Source organism: Sporosarcina sp. G11-34, from assembly GCF_026931025.1.
Genome location: NZ_JAHNZW010000006.1, coordinates 62,687 through 78,374, shown reverse-complemented (window position 1 = coordinate 78,374; position 15,688 = coordinate 62,687). Strand labels below are relative to the sequence as shown.

15 protein-coding genes are annotated in these 15,688 nt (G+C 40.2%); all 15 read left to right on the top strand.

Going from position 1 to position 15,688, the window contains the following annotated elements; all coding sequences use genetic code 11:
• Positions 1-32 precede the first annotated feature (32 nt).
• The gene (locus KSU66_RS09950; RefSeq protein WP_329958802.1) at positions 33-842 is read left to right on the top strand and encodes a ribonuclease HII; all 810 of its coding nucleotides are present in this window, start codon (positions 33-35) and stop codon (positions 840-842) included.
• Between the two features lie 147 nt (positions 843-989).
• Entirely contained in the window at positions 990-2,150 is a 1,161-nt protein-coding gene (gene sucC / locus KSU66_RS09945; RefSeq protein WP_269051297.1) for an ADP-forming succinate--CoA ligase subunit beta, read from the top strand.
• Between the two features lie 18 nt (positions 2,151-2,168).
• Complete coding sequence (gene sucD / locus KSU66_RS09940; RefSeq protein ID WP_269051296.1) at positions 2,169-3,071, top strand: succinate--CoA ligase subunit alpha; 903 nt, start codon at positions 2,169-2,171, stop codon at positions 3,069-3,071.
• A gap of 71 nt (positions 3,072-3,142) precedes the next feature.
• Complete coding sequence (dprA, locus tag KSU66_RS09935) at positions 3,143-4,036, top strand: DNA-processing protein DprA (RefSeq protein WP_269051295.1); 894 nt, start codon at positions 3,143-3,145, stop codon at positions 4,034-4,036.
• Positions 4,037-4,143: 107 nt separating this feature from the next.
• Positions 4,144-6,231 carry a type I DNA topoisomerase gene (gene topA, locus KSU66_RS09930; protein ID WP_269051294.1) on the top strand — a complete coding sequence of 696 codons (2,088 nt, stop codon included), beginning with the start codon at positions 4,144-4,146 and terminating at the stop codon, positions 6,229-6,231.
• A gap of 375 nt (positions 6,232-6,606) precedes the next feature.
• Positions 6,607-7,521 carry a tyrosine recombinase XerC gene (xerC, locus tag KSU66_RS09925; RefSeq protein WP_269051293.1) on the top strand — a complete coding sequence of 305 codons (915 nt, stop codon included), beginning with the start codon at positions 6,607-6,609 and terminating at the stop codon, positions 7,519-7,521.
• A gap of 14 nt (positions 7,522-7,535) precedes the next feature.
• Positions 7,536-8,075 carry an ATP-dependent protease subunit HslV gene (gene hslV / locus KSU66_RS09920; protein ID WP_269051292.1) on the top strand — a complete coding sequence of 180 codons (540 nt, stop codon included), beginning with the start codon at positions 7,536-7,538 and terminating at the stop codon, positions 8,073-8,075.
• Complete coding sequence (hslU, locus tag KSU66_RS09915) at positions 8,075-9,475, top strand: ATP-dependent protease ATPase subunit HslU (protein WP_269051291.1); 1,401 nt, start codon at positions 8,075-8,077, stop codon at positions 9,473-9,475. The genes hslV and hslU overlap by 1 nt, the downstream gene beginning before the upstream one ends.
• A gap of 89 nt (positions 9,476-9,564) precedes the next feature.
• Entirely contained in the window at positions 9,565-10,341 is a 777-nt protein-coding gene (codY, locus tag KSU66_RS09910) for a GTP-sensing pleiotropic transcriptional regulator CodY (protein ID WP_269051290.1), read from the top strand.
• 335 nt (positions 10,342-10,676) lie between these two features.
• Complete coding sequence (gene rpsB, locus KSU66_RS09905) at positions 10,677-11,399, top strand: 30S ribosomal protein S2 (RefSeq protein ID WP_269051289.1); 723 nt, start codon at positions 10,677-10,679, stop codon at positions 11,397-11,399.
• A 240-nt stretch (positions 11,400-11,639) separates the two neighbouring features.
• Positions 11,640-12,530 (top strand): translation elongation factor Ts, encoded by an 891-nt coding sequence (gene tsf, locus KSU66_RS09900; protein ID WP_269051288.1) that lies wholly within the window; start codon positions 11,640-11,642, stop codon positions 12,528-12,530.
• An 84-nt stretch (positions 12,531-12,614) separates the two neighbouring features.
• Complete coding sequence (gene pyrH / locus KSU66_RS09895) at positions 12,615-13,340, top strand: UMP kinase (protein ID WP_269051287.1); 726 nt, start codon at positions 12,615-12,617, stop codon at positions 13,338-13,340.
• Positions 13,340-13,897 carry a ribosome recycling factor gene (frr, locus tag KSU66_RS09890; RefSeq protein WP_269051286.1) on the top strand — a complete coding sequence of 186 codons (558 nt, stop codon included), beginning with the start codon at positions 13,340-13,342 and terminating at the stop codon, positions 13,895-13,897. The genes pyrH and frr overlap by 1 nt, the downstream gene beginning before the upstream one ends.
• 199 nt (positions 13,898-14,096) lie before the next feature.
• Positions 14,097-14,891 (top strand): isoprenyl transferase, encoded by a 795-nt coding sequence (locus KSU66_RS09885; protein ID WP_269051285.1) that lies wholly within the window; start codon positions 14,097-14,099, stop codon positions 14,889-14,891.
• Positions 14,888-15,682, top strand: a complete 795-nt coding sequence (locus tag KSU66_RS09880) for a phosphatidate cytidylyltransferase (RefSeq protein ID WP_269051284.1) — start codon at positions 14,888-14,890, stop codon at positions 15,680-15,682. The genes KSU66_RS09885 and KSU66_RS09880 overlap by 4 nt, the downstream gene beginning before the upstream one ends.
• The last annotated feature ends 6 nt before the right edge of the window (positions 15,683-15,688 follow it).

The window sequence follows — 15,688 nt, the reverse complement described above, 5'->3', positions numbered from 1 at the left end:
CGAGCGGACGCTTTCCGCGGGCGGTCCAATAAGTGCGGAAAGCTATAGAACGAAAGGTGATTAAGTTGAAAACGATAAAAGAAATCGAAGGAAAATTAAAAGTTACTGATGAGCTAGCACCTTGGATGGATGAATTAGCCGGGGATTCAAGGGCCGGGGTAAAGGCGGCTCTTGCGAAGTGGCAGCGCCGATACGCTAAAAGAGAACTTGTGAAAAAAGAGCATGCGTCTAAAGTGGCGTTTGACAGGTCCTATGCGCGGTTTGACGGTGCGCTTATTGCAGGTGTTGACGAAGCGGGGCGGGGTCCTCTAGCGGGGCCTGTAGTGTCTGCAGTCGTTATTTTACCAGAAGACGTCCCGGAACTTATAGGGTTAGATGATTCTAAAGCGATTTCAAAAATAAATCGGGAAAACCTCGCTGAAAAAATCCGTAACGTCGCCATTGACTATTCAATTCATATTCAACCCGCTACAAAAATAGATGAGTTGAATATTTACGTAGCTACTAGAGACTCGATGGAATCGGCGGTGAAAAGCCTTTCCGTGCAACCTGATTTTGTTATTGTAGATGCAATGGCTCTTACGATTAACTGTCCGACTGCATCTGTTATTAAAGGCGATGCGAAAAGTTTAGCGGTCGCGGCGGCGTCCATTCTTGCTAAAACTACAAGGGATGCGATTATGGAGGAAATACATAATGAGTACCCGACATATAATTTCGCGAAAAATGCTGGGTATGGTACATCTGAGCATTTGGAGGCCTTAACATTACTTGGCCCTTGCAAACATCATAGAAATAGTTTTGAGCCAGTAAAATCAATGATTAATAGGATAAATAAGTAAATTAAATAACGATTTATCGTTCAAAGCAAATTTGTTACATATAAAATTCGACATTTAGTGCCCAACTGTGGACATTGTTTGACATGTTTACTACAATAGATAAGGCACTAAATAAATTGAGTTACAAGTTCGATTGGAGGATGTAAGATGAATATCCATGAGTATCAAGGTAAACAGCTATTAAGAGATTATGGTGTAGCTGTTTCTAACGGAATAGTCGCGTTTTCTCCTGAAGAGGCAGTTAAAGCGGCAAAACAACTCACAGCAGGTGTATATGTTGTGAAAGCACAAATCCACGCGGGTGGACGAGGGAAAGCCGGCGGAGTTAAGATTGCAAAAACTTTTGACGAAGTGCAAGCTTATGCAAAAGAATTGCTTGGTAAGATTTTAGTAACAGAACAAACAGGTCCAGAAGGTAAAGAAGTTAAACGTCTTCTTATTGAAGAAGGGTCAAATATCGAAAAAGAATACTATATCGGTCTTGTTCTTGATAGCGCGACAAGTCGTGTAACGCTTATGGGTTCTGAAGAAGGCGGAGTAGACATCGAAGCAGTTGCAGATGCTACGCCAGAAAAAATATTTAAAGAAGTTATTGACCCAGTAGTAGGACTTACTGGTTTCCAAGCACGTCGTATGGCATTCAATATGAATATTCCTACGAAACTTGTAAACAAAGCAGTTAAGTTCATGGCTGGTCTTTATCAAGTATTTATCGAAAAAGACGCGTCAACTGTTGAGATTAACCCACTTGCTGTTACAGCAGAAGGCGACATTTTAGCACTAGATGCGAAATTTAACTTTGACGAAAGCGCACTTTATCGTCATAAAGACATCGTAGAACTTCGTGATTTCGACGAGGAAGATTCGAAAGAAATCGAAGCTTCTAAATATGACCTTAGCTATATTTCTCTAGATGGAAATATCGGTTGTATGGTAAACGGTGCAGGACTTGCGATGGCTACGATGGATACAATCAATTACTACGGCGGATCACCCGCAAACTTCCTTGACGTTGGGGGCGGTGCGACTGCTGAAAAAGTTACAGAAGCGTTCAAAATCATCCTTTCCGACGAAGCTGTTAAAGGAATCTTTGTTAACATTTTCGGTGGTATCATGAAGTGTGACGTTATCGCAGAAGGTGTTATTACAGCTGCGAAAGAAGTCGGTCTCCAAGTACCACTTGTTGTACGTCTAGAAGGTACAAACGTCGACAAAGGTAAAGCTCTATTGAACGAATCAGGACTTAACATCATCGCTGCTGGTTCAATGGCAGACGGTGCACAAAAGATTGTTGAGCTTGTAGGCTAAGAAAGGCAGGGACAAACGATGAGTATTTATATTAATAAAGATACAAAAGTAATCGTACAAGGAATCACAGGTTCCACAGCACTTTTCCACACGAAGGAAATGCTTGAATACGGAACAAAAATTGTCGGCGGTGTCACTCCAGGTAAAGGTGGAACAGAAGCTGAAGGCGTACCTGTATTTAACACGGTTCAAGAAGCTGTGAAAGCAACAGGCGCTAACGTTTCAGTTATTTATGTACCAGCACCATTCGCAGCAGATGCGATTATGGAAGCGGTTGACGCAGATCTAGATATGGCAATCTGTATTACAGAGCATATTCCGATTCTTGATATGGTTAAAGTTAAACGTTATATGCAAGGCAAAAAGACTCGTCTTGTTGGGCCAAACTGCCCGGGCGTTATTACGTCTGACGAATGTAAAATTGGTATTATGCCGGGTTACATCCATACAAAAGGTCACGTAGGCGTAGTTTCACGCTCTGGGACATTGACGTATGAAGCAGTTCACCAATTATCACAAGCAGGAATCGGTCAAACGACTGCTGTTGGTATCGGTGGAGACCCTGTTAACGGGACAAACTTCATTGATGTTCTTAAAGAATTCAACGAAGATCCTGAAACATATGCGGTTGTTATGATTGGTGAGATCGGTGGAACAGCAGAAGAAGAAGCTGCCCAGTGGATCAAAGAAAACATGACAAAACCTGTAGTTGGTTTCATCGGTGGCCAAACGGCTCCTGAAGGAAAACGTATGGGTCACGCGGGTGCAATCATTTCTGGTGGTAAAGGAACTGCAGCAGATAAAATTAAAGCTCTTAACGAAGCTGGCGTCGAAACTGCTGATACTCCATCAGTTATCGGAGAAACATTAATTAAAGTTATTAAAGAAAAAGGTCTATACGAACAGTGTAAAACACATTAATATAGAAGATGCAGCGTGTCTATTCGATGCGCTGCATTTTTTTAATATAATTTAATGCAAGGAGGAATTCAGTGAAACTAACAGATGTGGAAAGACGATTGTTGGCTCTTCATTATTTATTTCCAGTCCCTGTAAATAGGTTGAAAATACTTTACGAGATGGACCCCGATCTAGTAAACTTTCATACCTATTCGGCTGACAAGCTTGCCAAAGTATTACGAATTACGGTTCAAAAAGCGATTCAGTTAAAAGAAAACTTACAAAAAAGCGTAACAACCCCTTATGAAAAATTGTATGAACGGTATGATATAACCCCAATTCCGTTTACAAATCCCTTATATCCTAAACAACTTTTACTGTTAATTGATCCCCCCACGGTCCTTTATACAAAAGGTGATTCGAGTTTACTATCCCAAAACTTTCAAGTAGCAATCATCGGTTCACGTAAGGCGACTGTGTATTCGCAACAGGCGATGAAATTCGTTGTCCCGCCTCTTGTGGAGAATAATATAATCATTGTATCCGGGCTAGCTAAAGGGGCCGATACGATGGCACACAAGGCCGCAATCGCCTACGGAGGCAAGACAATTGCTGTTTTAGGGCATGGATTTTTTCATCTTTATCCGAAGGAAAACAAAGATCTTGCCGAAGAAATGGCCGAAAATCAATTACTTATTACAGAGTATCCGCCTTATTTAAAGCCGGAACGATGGACATTTCCAATGCGAAACCGTATCATTAGTGGTTTGTCCGATGCAGTCGTTGTAACAGAATCTGCAGACAAAAGTGGTACGATGAGTACAGTCGAGCATGCGCTAGATCATGGCAAGGACATTTACGCGGTTCCGGGACTTGTCACATCCCTTCTTTCGGCAGGACCACATAAGCTCATAGATGAAGGGGCACAGCCGTTATGGAGCGGTTTTCAGATTATCGAAGCACTATCTTCACGCGAACCGAATTAAAGGAAGATTGCTGAAAAGTTTGCTTTTTTTTAGAATCTAGTATACATTTTGCAACAGATATTCTTTTTAGGAATAAATATGGAACCTCTCTGAGGAGGCACAAGTAAATGGCTGATTTTTTGGTAATTGTAGAGTCCCCAGCGAAAGCGAAAACAATTGAACGCTACCTAGGGAAAAAATATATCGTACGGGCTTCACTTGGACACTTAAGGGATCTTCCCCGCAGTCAAATGGGTGTAGACACCGAAAATGATTATGAACCTAAATATATTACGATTCGTGGTAAAGGCCCGATTCTTCAAGAATTAAAGAAAGAAGCAAAAAAAGTAAAGAAAATTTATCTCGCAGCTGACCCCGACAGAGAAGGGGAAGCGATTGCTTGGCATTTGGCGAATCAGCTTGGCGTTGATGTAGAATCGGATTGTCGCGTTGTATTTAACGAAATAACAAAAGAAGCAATTAAAGACTCATTTAAAAATCCACGTCCAATTGATATGGATCTTGTAGATTCACAACAAGCAAGACGAATTCTTGACCGACTTGTTGGCTATAACATCAGTCCAATTCTATGGAAGAAAGTTAAAAAAGGTCTTTCAGCTGGACGAGTCCAATCTGTCGCGCTACGTCTAATTATTGACAGGGAAAATGAAATCAATGCATTTGTACCTGAAGAGTATTGGAGCATTGCCGCTAAAGTGACTAAAGGGAAATCTGAATTTGACACAACTTTCTACGGTGTAGGTAAGAAGAAGGTTAAGTTGACGGATAAAGTGCAAGTAGATGAAATTCTTGGTCGATTAGAAGGAGACACTTTCGAAATTGACAAAGTGGTAAAGAAAGAGCGGAAGCGTAATCCCGCGCTCCCTTTTACTACGTCATCTTTACAACAAGAAGCAGCGCGAAAACTAAATTTCCGCGCTCGAAAAACGATGATGATTGCCCAGCAATTATATGAAGGTATTAATATTGGAAAAGAAGGAAACGTCGGTCTGATCACCTATATGCGAACAGATTCCACAAGAACTTCGGATACGGCAAATGAAGAGGCGGCATCGTTTATAGAAACTACTTATGGAAAAGAGTTTCAAACGGAAGGGAAACCGGCGGCTAAAGGTACTGGGAAAGCCGCAAAAACACAAGATGCGCATGAAGCGGTTCGTCCAACATCTGTTATGCGTTTACCGGCTGCGATGAAAACGGTATTATCACGTGATCAACTAAGGTTATATAAACTAATTTGGGAGCGGTTCGTCGCAAGTCGGATGGCCCCGGCTGTTCTTGATACGGTTTCTGCGGATCTAGTTAACAATGACGTTCGATTTAGAGCGAATGGTTCACAAGTGAAATTTCATGGATTTATGAAAGTGTATGTAGAAGGTAATGACGATAAAGAAGAAGAGAAAGAAAAAGATCGCATCCTTCCACCTTTAGAAGAAGGTGAACAAGTACATTATAAAAATATTGATCCAAAGCAGCATTTTACACAGCCACCTCCAAGATTTACGGAAGCGCGCCTTGTTAAAACGCTAGAAGAACTCGGTATAGGTCGTCCTTCTACATTTGCACCGACACTTGATACGATTCAAAAGCGGGGATATGTCACGCTAGATGCGAAAAGGTTCATGCCGACAGAGCTCGGTGGAATCGTTCATCAAGCAGTGGATGAATTTTTCCCGAAAATTATTGATGTCGAGTTTACTGCACAAATGGAAAAAGAGTTGGATGATGTAGAAGAAGGTAATAAAAAGTGGAAAAAAGTAATCGATGATTTTTATATAGACTTTGAAAAAACAGTTGAATACGCAGACACTGAAATGGAAAAGATAGAAATCAAAGATGAACCCGCTGGTGAAGATTGTGAAAAATGTGGATTACCGATGGTGTTTAAACTTGGTCGGTACGGTAAGTTTATGGCTTGTTCTGGTTTTCCGGATTGCCGTAATACAAAAGCAATCATTAAGCCGATTGGTGTTAAATGTCCTACATGTAAAGAAGGGGAAGTCGTTGAACGTAAAAGTAAGACGAAGCGAATTTTTTACGGTTGTGACCAATACCCAGAATGTGAATATGTTTCTTGGGATAAGCCCGTGGCAAGACCTTGTCCGAAATGTAACAATCCACTTGTTGAGAAAAAATCGAAAAAAGGTGTACACGTTCAATGTACAGAATGTGATTATAAAGAAGACGTACAATAATATCGGAAAAGGTGCTTAACATAGAAGAGCAGCACTTGCTTTGAACATTATTGACGTGCATAGCATAGATTGAAAAGGGGTGGCGTGTGCCGCCTCTTTTTTTACGAGATTCATCTTTTAACAGTATTTAGGCTTTGGAATCTATCCGCTTTTTTATAAAGTCGTGTTTCTAATTATTAAGTGACAAATAAGTGACATTTTTTTATGTTTTCATAGAAGTACGGACAACTTAGATGACTCGTAGTTGCCGTAGCACAAACAATTGCGGTATAGTAAGTAGCGGATGGTTTATGAATTTTGAATTCCGGGAATAATCAGCTTTGCCAAGCTATCATTATCCAGAAAATATCCACTAGATTTTAGAGGCTTTTCATTATGGAGGTGAAACATGCAGTGATAGAACCTTCAATTGTCCGTGATGAGTATATTACTTATGTTCGTCTTGAAAGAAACTTCTCACCATTAACAGTTTCAGAGTATGAAAAAGATGTAGACGGATTTCTTTCGTTTTTATCAGCTGAAGGAATTCAAGATTTGAATGATGTTACTTATCCAGAAGCAAGAATTTATGTAACTGGTTTATATGACTTTGGTTTATCTAGAGCAACTATTTCCAGAAAAATATCCTCTGTCCGTTCTTTTTTCAAATTTGCAAGTTCGAGATATGACATTAACGATAATGCATTTAGGTCACTTCATCATCCAAAGAAAGAAAAGAGGCTTCCAGACTTTTTTTACGAAAAAGAAATGGAGTTATTATTTACTTCTTGTGCGGGTGATGATAAAAAATCACTACGGGATCGTGCGATACTTGAAATGCTTTACGCAACGGGCATCCGTGTCAGTGAACTTACATCGATTAAGATGGGCGATATCGACGATACGTTGGGTATTGTTCTTGTTATGGGGAAAGGTAGAAAAGAACGTTATGTTCCTTTCGGTAGTTTTGCCCAAGATGCGCTTGATTTGTATAGAGAGAATAGTCGTCCGGCACTAGTAAAAAAGAAAGAGCATGACCAATTGTTTGTTAGTCTACGCGGAGATCCGATAACTGATCGCGGTGTGCGATATGTTCTTAGCGCCATGGTAGAACAGGCATCACTTCATTCAAAAGTCTATCCACATATGATTCGTCATTCATTTGCCACGCATTTACTTGCAAGTGGAGCTGATATAAGAACTGTTCAAGAACTACTTGGACATTCAAATCTATCTTCTACCCAAGTATATACACATATAACGAAAGAACATTTAAGAAAAACGTATATGAACACACATCCAAGAGCATAGGGAGAGTGATTTTTTTGGAATTCCATGCAACGACAATTTTTGCAATTCGGCATAACGGCGCTTGCGCGATGTCTGGTGATGGTCAAGTGACTGTTGGAAATTCGGTTGTCATGAAACGCACTGCAAAGAAAGTTCGCAGATTATTTAATGGGAAGGTGCTAGCAGGTTTTGCTGGCTCCGTCGCAGATGCTTTTACGCTTTACGAGTTGTTTGAAGTAAAGTTAAATGAGTATAACGGTAATCTTCAACGGGCGGCTGTGGAACTTGCAAAAGAATGGCGAGGGGACAGAATACTACGCAAACTCGAGGCAATGCTACTCGTTATGGACAATGAAACGCTACTTCTCGTTTCGGGAACGGGTGAAGTAATTGAACCTGACGACGGTATACTTGCTATCGGATCTGGTGGACATTATGCCCTTGCTGCTGGGCGAGCGTTAAAAAAATACAGTGGCGATACACTAACGGCCACTGAAATTGCTCAAGCAGCCCTTGAAACTGCTTCTGAAATATGCGTATTTACAAATGATCAGATTATAGTGGAGGTACTATGATGACAAAAAGAGTGGAATTGACTCCAAAGGAACTTACTGCGCATCTGGACCGTTATATTATTGGTCAAGAAAATGCAAAGCGAGCAGTTGCGGTGGCAATCCGAAACAGATATAGAAGAAGTCTTCTTTCGGATGAGGAGAAAAACGAAATTATTCCGAAAAACATTCTAATGATTGGTCCGACTGGTGTTGGGAAGACTGAAATTGCTAGGAGAATCGCTAAGCTTGTCAATGCCCCGTTTCTTAAGGTTGAGGCAACTAAATTTACAGAGGTGGGCTATGTCGGTCGCGATGTTGAATCTATGGTGAGAGATTTAGTCGAGGCTGGTATACGAATTGTCAAGGAAGAAAAACGTGAATCAGTTAAAGAACAAGCAACGAAACTTGCGAATGAACGACTGATTGAACTACTCGTACCTGAAAAAAAGAAAAGTAGTGGGATGCAAAATCCTTTCGAAATGTTGTTTGGACAAAAGGCGGAAGAGGAAGAAACGGATCACGTAGCAGAAGCAGCAGTGAAACAAAAGCGTTCTGATATAGCGAAGAAACTTCAGTTGGGTGAACTTGAAGAAGAAACGATTGCCGTAGAAGTAACCGCGCAATCGGCATCTCTATACGATGCGTTTCAAGGCTCGGGCATGGAGCAAATGGGTGCCAACATGCAAGATGCGTTATCTTCGCTTATGCCTAAAAAAACAACGAAACGTAAACTAAAAATAAAAGATGCACGTCCCATTCTTGAAAGTGAAGAAGCGGATAAGTTGATTGATCACGATGAAATCGCAAGACGTGCTGTTGAATTAACCGAGCAGTCGGGAATTATATTCCTTGACGAGATGGATAAAATAGCTAGTCGCGGTGGAAGTGGTTCTTCAGCGGATGTTTCACGGGAAGGTGTTCAACGTGATATTTTACCGATCGTTGAAGGGTCGGCTGTATCTACTAAATACGGTACGGTAAATACAGACTTTATCTTATTTATTGCAGCGGGTGCATTTCATACGGCGAAACCATCGGACATCATTCCAGAACTTCAAGGTCGATTCCCGATTCGTGTTGAACTCGATAAACTGTCCAAAGATGATTTTGAACGAATTTTAAAAGAACCTGACTTTTCTTTAATTCGGCAATATGAAAAATTGCTCAATACAGAAGGTGTCGTAATTGATTTTACGGAAGAGGCGGTCAGCAGAATCGCAGAAATTGCCTTCGAAGTAAACGATAATACTGAAAATATTGGTGCAAGGCGTCTTCATACAATTTTGGAGAAACTTTTGGAAGAGTTATCATATGAAGCCGCGGATATCGGGCCTACAACGATTAAAATAACGCCGAGTTATGTCGACGAAAAACTACAAGAAATTGCAAAAAACAAAGATCTGTCACAATTTATCCTATAACTGAAGCACTTTAGTTTATTTAATTATTGAAAACCTTTAGAATATTCGTATAAGTAAATCGCAACTAATTTGAGGAGGAAACGAACATAATGACTTTATTATCAAGAACGCGTCAAATCAATGCAATGCTACAACAATCAGCAGGGAAACAAGTGAATTTCAAGGAGATGGCTGAAAAACTTAGTTCAGTTATCGAATGTAACTCATTTATCGTAAGTCGCAAAGGAAAACTTCTAGGTGTTGAAATTCACCAACAGATTGAAAACGAACGCATGAAAAAAATGTTTGAAGAACGTCAATTCCCTGAAGACTACACAAGAAGGTTGTTCGATGTGAACGAAACATCACCGAACATAGATATTGATAGTATCCATTCGGCATTCCCTGAGGAGAACAAAGAGCTGTTCAAAAATGGCTTAACGACAATTGTTCCGATTTTGGGTGGAGGCGAACGCCTTGGTACACTTATTTTGGCAAGACTGCAAGATGAGTTCCGAGACGATGATTTAATTCTTGCTGAATACGGTGCAACAGTTGTTGGAATGGAAATTTTACGTGAGAAATCTGAAGTAATCGAAATTGAAGCACGAAGCAAAGCAGTCGTACAAATGGCTATCAATTCACTTTCTTATAGTGAACACGAAGCAATCGAACATATCTTTAAAGAGCTTGATGGTAACGAAGGCCTACTAGTTGCTTCTAAAATTGCTGACCGCGTAGGTATTACTCGTTCGGTAATTGTTAACGCATTGCGTAAACTTGAAAGTGCCGGCGTAATCGAATCTCGTTCACTTGGAATGAAAGGTACTTATATCAAAGTGCTAAACGACAAATTCCTTGAAGAGTTAGAAAAACAAAGATCTTAATAACAAGATGAAAAACACTTCTTCTTTCATGGGGAAGTGTTTTTGTTTTACTATATAAACATTGGTGTCGCCTTATTCAACGATTTTCGGGTGTGCTGAAATAAGGCGTTCCCATTTAAATACCAAGCGTTTTTTAGCCGGATATGTTATTTCAACAAATATAGGTTGAATAATTATTAAGATTTACATAAAATTAGTTGCAAAGAAAAACACCTTATGATATATTATCTAGTGGTATTACTACACACGTGCATGGACGAAGGAAACGGTGCCGAAAGGTCGTTCCATCGGATGATTTGCGCGGAGGAATCAAACCAAAACAGGAGGAATATAAAATGGCAGTAGTCTCAATGAAACAATTACTAGAAGCAGGTGTTCACTTCGGACACCAAACACGTCGCTGGAACCCGAAAATGAAGAAGTTTATTTTCGTAGAGCGTAACGGTATTTACATCATCGATCTTCAAAAAACGGTTAAACTTCTTGAAGAAGCATATGCATTTATGCGTCAAGTTGGAGAAGACGGCGGTAAAGTTCTATTCGTCGGTACGAAAAAACAAGCACAAGATGCAATCAAAGAAGAAGCGGAACGTGCTGGCATGTACTACATTAACCAACGTTGGCTTGGTGGTACACTTACAAACTTCGGTACAATCCAAAAACGCGTTGCACGTATGAAGCAAATTGAGCGTATGGAAGAAGACGGAACGTTCGAAGTGTTACCTAAAAAAGAAGTTGGCCAATTGAATAAAGAGCACGAAAGATTAGTTAAATTCCTAGGCGGAATCCGGGACATGAAATCACTTCCAGACGTAATGTACGTCGTTGACCCACGCAAAGAGCGTATCGCGGTCGCTGAAGCAATTAAATTACACATTCCTATTGTAGGAATTGTAGACACAAACTGTGATCCGGACGAAATCGATTACATCATTCCTGCGAATGATGACGCAATCCGTGCAGTACGTTTACTAACAAGTAAAATGGCTGACGCTTTGCTTGAAGCAAGACAAGGCGAAGAAGACGAAGTTGCAGCAGAAGAAGTTGCGGCAGAGTAAGACTTAAATATAAGATTGAAAAGGGGGTTGGGAAAAGCCGAGAAATTCTAAGAAATGCAAACTCCTAAATTCATTCACGTTTTAATACGTGTTGGTCGAGGAAGTAAGCTGACAACGGAATTCGACAGCTTTTTCTACCAGTCTTTTCGGACAATCTTTGTAAAATAAAAGACGATAAGTGGCCATATACCCTTATCGTCTTTTTCTAGGAATTTACGACATAAACTGGAGGAATGGAAAATGACAGTAAAAGTTACAGCACAAATGGTAAAAGAATTACGTGAAAAAACAGGTGCAGGTATGATGGATTGCAAAAAAGCACTAACAGAAGTTAACGGAGATATGGAAGCTGCAATCGATTTCCTACGTGAAAAAGGATTGTCAAGCTCAGCTAGTAAAGCAGATCGTATTGCTGCAGACGGTACAACATCTGTCTACATCAATGGCAACGAAGCAATTCTTCTTGAAGTGAACGCTGAAACAGATTTCGTTGCGAAAAACGAAGGTTTCCAAACGCTTGTAAAAGAACTTGCTGAACACTTACTTGCTACAAAACCAGCAACAATTGAAGAAGCAAACGAGTCGAAATTGGATAACGGTTTAACTGTTGCAGATCACATTTCAAACGCAGTTGCTAAAATCGGTGAAAAGATTACTCTTCGCCGCTACGAAATTCGCACAAAAACGGATAACGACGCTTTCGGTCCATATCTTCATATGGGTGGCCGTATCGGTGTACTCGTTGTTCTTGAAGGTAGCACGGATGAACAAGCTGCGAAAGACATTGCAATGCACGTTGCAGCATTGAATCCAAAATACGTTTCACGTGATCAAGTTTCTGAAGAAGAAGTTGAGCGTGAGAAAAAAGTCCTTACAGAACAAGCACTTAATGAAGGAAAACCTGAAAATATCGTAGCGAAAATGGTTGAAGGCCGTATCGGTAAATATTTCGAAGATATTTGTGTTCTTGACCAAGCATTCGTTAAAAACTCCGATCAAAAAGTTGGGGAATTCGTAAAAACAACTGGTGGAACTTTGAAAGAATTCATTCGCTATGCTGTTGGTGAAGGAATCGAAAAACGCGAAGAAAACTTTGCGGACGAAGTAGCAAGCCAATTAAAAGGAAACTAATTTTCGAACAATAACTAATTAGGGAACACACAACTAAGTGGTGTTCCCTATTTTTCGAGAAATCTCAATAGACGGAGGATACAAATGAGCATCCCTAAATATAAACGAATCGTTTTAAAGTTAAGTGGAGAAGCACTTGCCGGTGAACAAGGTTTTGGGTTATCTCCTGATATAATCAAGACGGTCGCCTTACAAGTAAAAGAAGTTGTTGCACTTGGTGTAGAAGTTGCTGTTGTTGTCGGTGGCGGGAACATTTGGCGTGGCAAAGTAGGTAGTGAAATGGGTATGGACCGCGCGACAGCAGATTATATGGGTATGCTCGCGACCGTTATGAATTCTCTAGCCCTTCAAGATTCCCTCGAAAAACTAGATGTTGAAACTCGCGTATCTTCATCTATCGAAATGAGACAGGTTGCGGAACCATACATAAGACGTAAAGCAATACGCCACCTTGAGAAGAAGCGCGTCGTCATATTCGCAGCCGGTACAGGGAATCCGTATTTTTCAACAGATACAACGGCGGCGCTTAGAGCTGCAGAAATTGAAGCAGATGTAATTCTTATGGCGAAAAATAACGTTGACGGAGTATATTCCGCAGATCCAATGAAAGATCCAAGCGCAGTCAAATATACAGAGTTGTCGTTTCTGGATGTAATCAGTCAAGGACTTGAAGTGATGGATTCAACGGCATCAACTCTTTGTATGGACAATGACATCCCTCTCGTAGTATTCTCAATTATGGAAAATGGAAATATAAAAAGAGCCGTACTCGGTGAAGCGATCGGGACGGTCGTCAGGAGGAATTTGTAATGGCAAAAGAAGTTTTAACCCAAGCGAATGATAATATGGAAAAAGCACTCGGTGGTTATACACGTGCACTCGCAACAATTCGTGCAGGACGTGCGAGCGCTTCAATGTTAGAAAGAATTACAATTGATTATTACGGATCACCTACACCTATTAATCAGGTGGCGGGCGTTTCAGTACCCGAAGCTCGTCTTCTAGTCATTCAACCATATGATAAGACGATATTGGGAGATATTGAAAAAGCAATCATGAAATCAGACATTGGTATCACGCCTTCAAATGATGGCGCTGTTATTCGTCTTGCCGTACCGGCATTGACTGAAGAACGTCGAAAAGAACTAGTTAAATCGGTGAAAAAAGAAGCGGAAGAAGCGAAAGTTGCAATCCGTAATGTACGTCGTGAGGCGAACGAAGAGGCTAAAAAACTTGAGAAGAATAGTGAAATTACGGAAGATGGTCTACATCGTAGCGGTGAAGATGTTCAGAAACTAACTGATTCTTATATTAAGAAAATCGATGATATTGCAAATGATAAAGAAAATGAAATCATGGAAATCTGATAGAAGAACTTTCTATATTTCGAGACGTCCTTATTTCAGGGCGTCTTTTTTATTTTTCCAGACCTTGGCGGTAGGGGATGCCTTCGCTAAATTGGTGTTCATATTCATAAGTTCAATCTATATAGTATGAAATTCAATGAGGTATTTGTTACGATAAGATTATGGTTGCTCTGAAAAGTAACTGAGTGGAGGAAATGACATGCTAGGAAAACTAATTCGAAAGAAACCTGTGAGTTCTGCGGTATCATTATCGGACCAAATTACGGACATGAAAAGCAGACAAATCCCTGCTCACGTTGCGATTATCATGGATGGTAATGGAAGATGGGCAAAACGTCGTAATTTACCAAGAATTGCTGGACATCACGAAGGTATGAAAACAGTCCGCAAAATTACCCGAATCTCAAACGATTTAGGTGTAAAAGTGCTAACGCTTTATGCGTTCTCGACAGAAAATTGGAAACGACCAAAAATTGAAATAGATTTTCTTATGAAACTACCTGGAGAATTTCTAAGTACGTATCTCCCTGAACTAATCGAGCAAAATGTAAAAGTTGAAATGATTGGAAACTTTGATGTATTACCAGAACATACAAAATCCGCAATCCATAAAGCTATGAAAGAAACGGCTAATAACGATGGAATGACCCTTAACTTTGCGATGAATTACGGTTCTAGACTTGAACTTGTGGAAGCTGTGAAGGAAATAGCACAACTTGCGCAAGAAGGTGTATTATCTGTTGAAAACATCGATGAAACGGTCATTAATTCCCATCTTATGACAGCGCATTTGCCAGAACCAGATTTACTAATTCGAACGAGTGGTGAAGTAAGACTATCTAATTTTATGTTATGGCAGCTTGCCTATACCGAGTTTTCGTTTACAGATGTGTTATGGCCGGACTTCGATGAGCAGTGTATGCTTAACGCAATGAAGGAGTTTCAGTCACGTAGCCGACGCTTTGGTAGTGTGGAAGGAGAGAACAACGCTTGAAAGAAAGAATTTTAACGGCGGCAGTTGCATTGGCACTATTCGTTCCGCTTATACTAGTCGGAGGAACGCCGTTTACTGTTGCAATTTATATAATGGCTACCATTGGTTTATATGAAATATTGCGGATGAAAGACCTCCATCTATTCTCTCTCCCCGGATTATTCACGTGGATTGTTCTAATTGTCATGCTTATGCCGACAAATTGGAGTAACACGATTTATGAAGCGATTGGTTATACAAAATTTGAACTAATGTTTGCTGCGATATTGATGCTTTTGGCGTATACGGTCCTTGTTAAAAATCGTTTTACATTTGATCATGTTGCATTTTCTATTCTCGGTGCGTTATATATCGGGATTGGATTTTATTATTTAATAGAAACGAGAAATTTCGGTATTGAATATGTCGCTTATGCATTCATTGTCATTTGGATGACAGACACGGGAGCATATTTCACCGGTAGAAAGATAGGAAAGAGGAAACTATGGCCGGAAATTTCACCAAATAAAACAATTGAGGGTGCTGTAGGAGGAATTGTCTGGGCAATTGTCTTCGCTTGTATTTTTCAATACTTTCTTCCAGTCGCCAATTCTTATCTAATACTTATAGTTGTAACAATTATCGCGTCAATCGTTGGGCAAATGGGCGATCTCGTCGAATCAGCAATTAAAAGGCATTATGATGTGAAGGATTCAGGTAAACTTCTGCCGGGGCATGGTGGAATTCTGGATAGATTTGACAGTCTTCTTTTCGTTTTGCCATTGCTTCATTTACTTCATTTTGTAGCATAACGGAGA

Bases quoted from the DNA above. Each gene is read 5' to 3' on its own strand.
- sucC (WP_269051297.1), top strand. From the start codon at position 990: ATGAATATCCATGAGTATCAAGGTAAACAGCTATTAAGAGATTATGGT.
- sucD (WP_269051296.1), top strand. From the start codon at position 2,169: ATGAGTATTTATATTAATAAAGATACAAAAGTAATCGTACAAGGAATC.
- topA (WP_269051294.1), top strand. From the start codon at position 4,144: ATGGCTGATTTTTTGGTAATTGTAGAGTCCCCAGCGAAAGCGAAAACA.
- xerC (WP_269051293.1), top strand. From the start codon at position 6,607: ATGGAGGTGAAACATGCAGTGATAGAACCTTCAATTGTCCGTGATGAG.
- hslU (WP_269051291.1), top strand. From the start codon at position 8,075: ATGACAAAAAGAGTGGAATTGACTCCAAAGGAACTTACTGCGCATCTG.
- codY (WP_269051290.1), top strand. From the start codon at position 9,565: ATGACTTTATTATCAAGAACGCGTCAAATCAATGCAATGCTACAACAA.
- rpsB (WP_269051289.1), top strand. From the start codon at position 10,677: ATGGCAGTAGTCTCAATGAAACAATTACTAGAAGCAGGTGTTCACTTC.
- tsf (WP_269051288.1), top strand. From the start codon at position 11,640: ATGACAGTAAAAGTTACAGCACAAATGGTAAAAGAATTACGTGAAAAA.
- pyrH (WP_269051287.1), top strand. From the start codon at position 12,615: ATGAGCATCCCTAAATATAAACGAATCGTTTTAAAGTTAAGTGGAGAA.
- frr (WP_269051286.1), top strand. From the start codon at position 13,340: ATGGCAAAAGAAGTTTTAACCCAAGCGAATGATAATATGGAAAAAGCA.
- KSU66_RS09885 (WP_269051285.1), top strand. From the start codon at position 14,097: ATGCTAGGAAAACTAATTCGAAAGAAACCTGTGAGTTCTGCGGTATCA.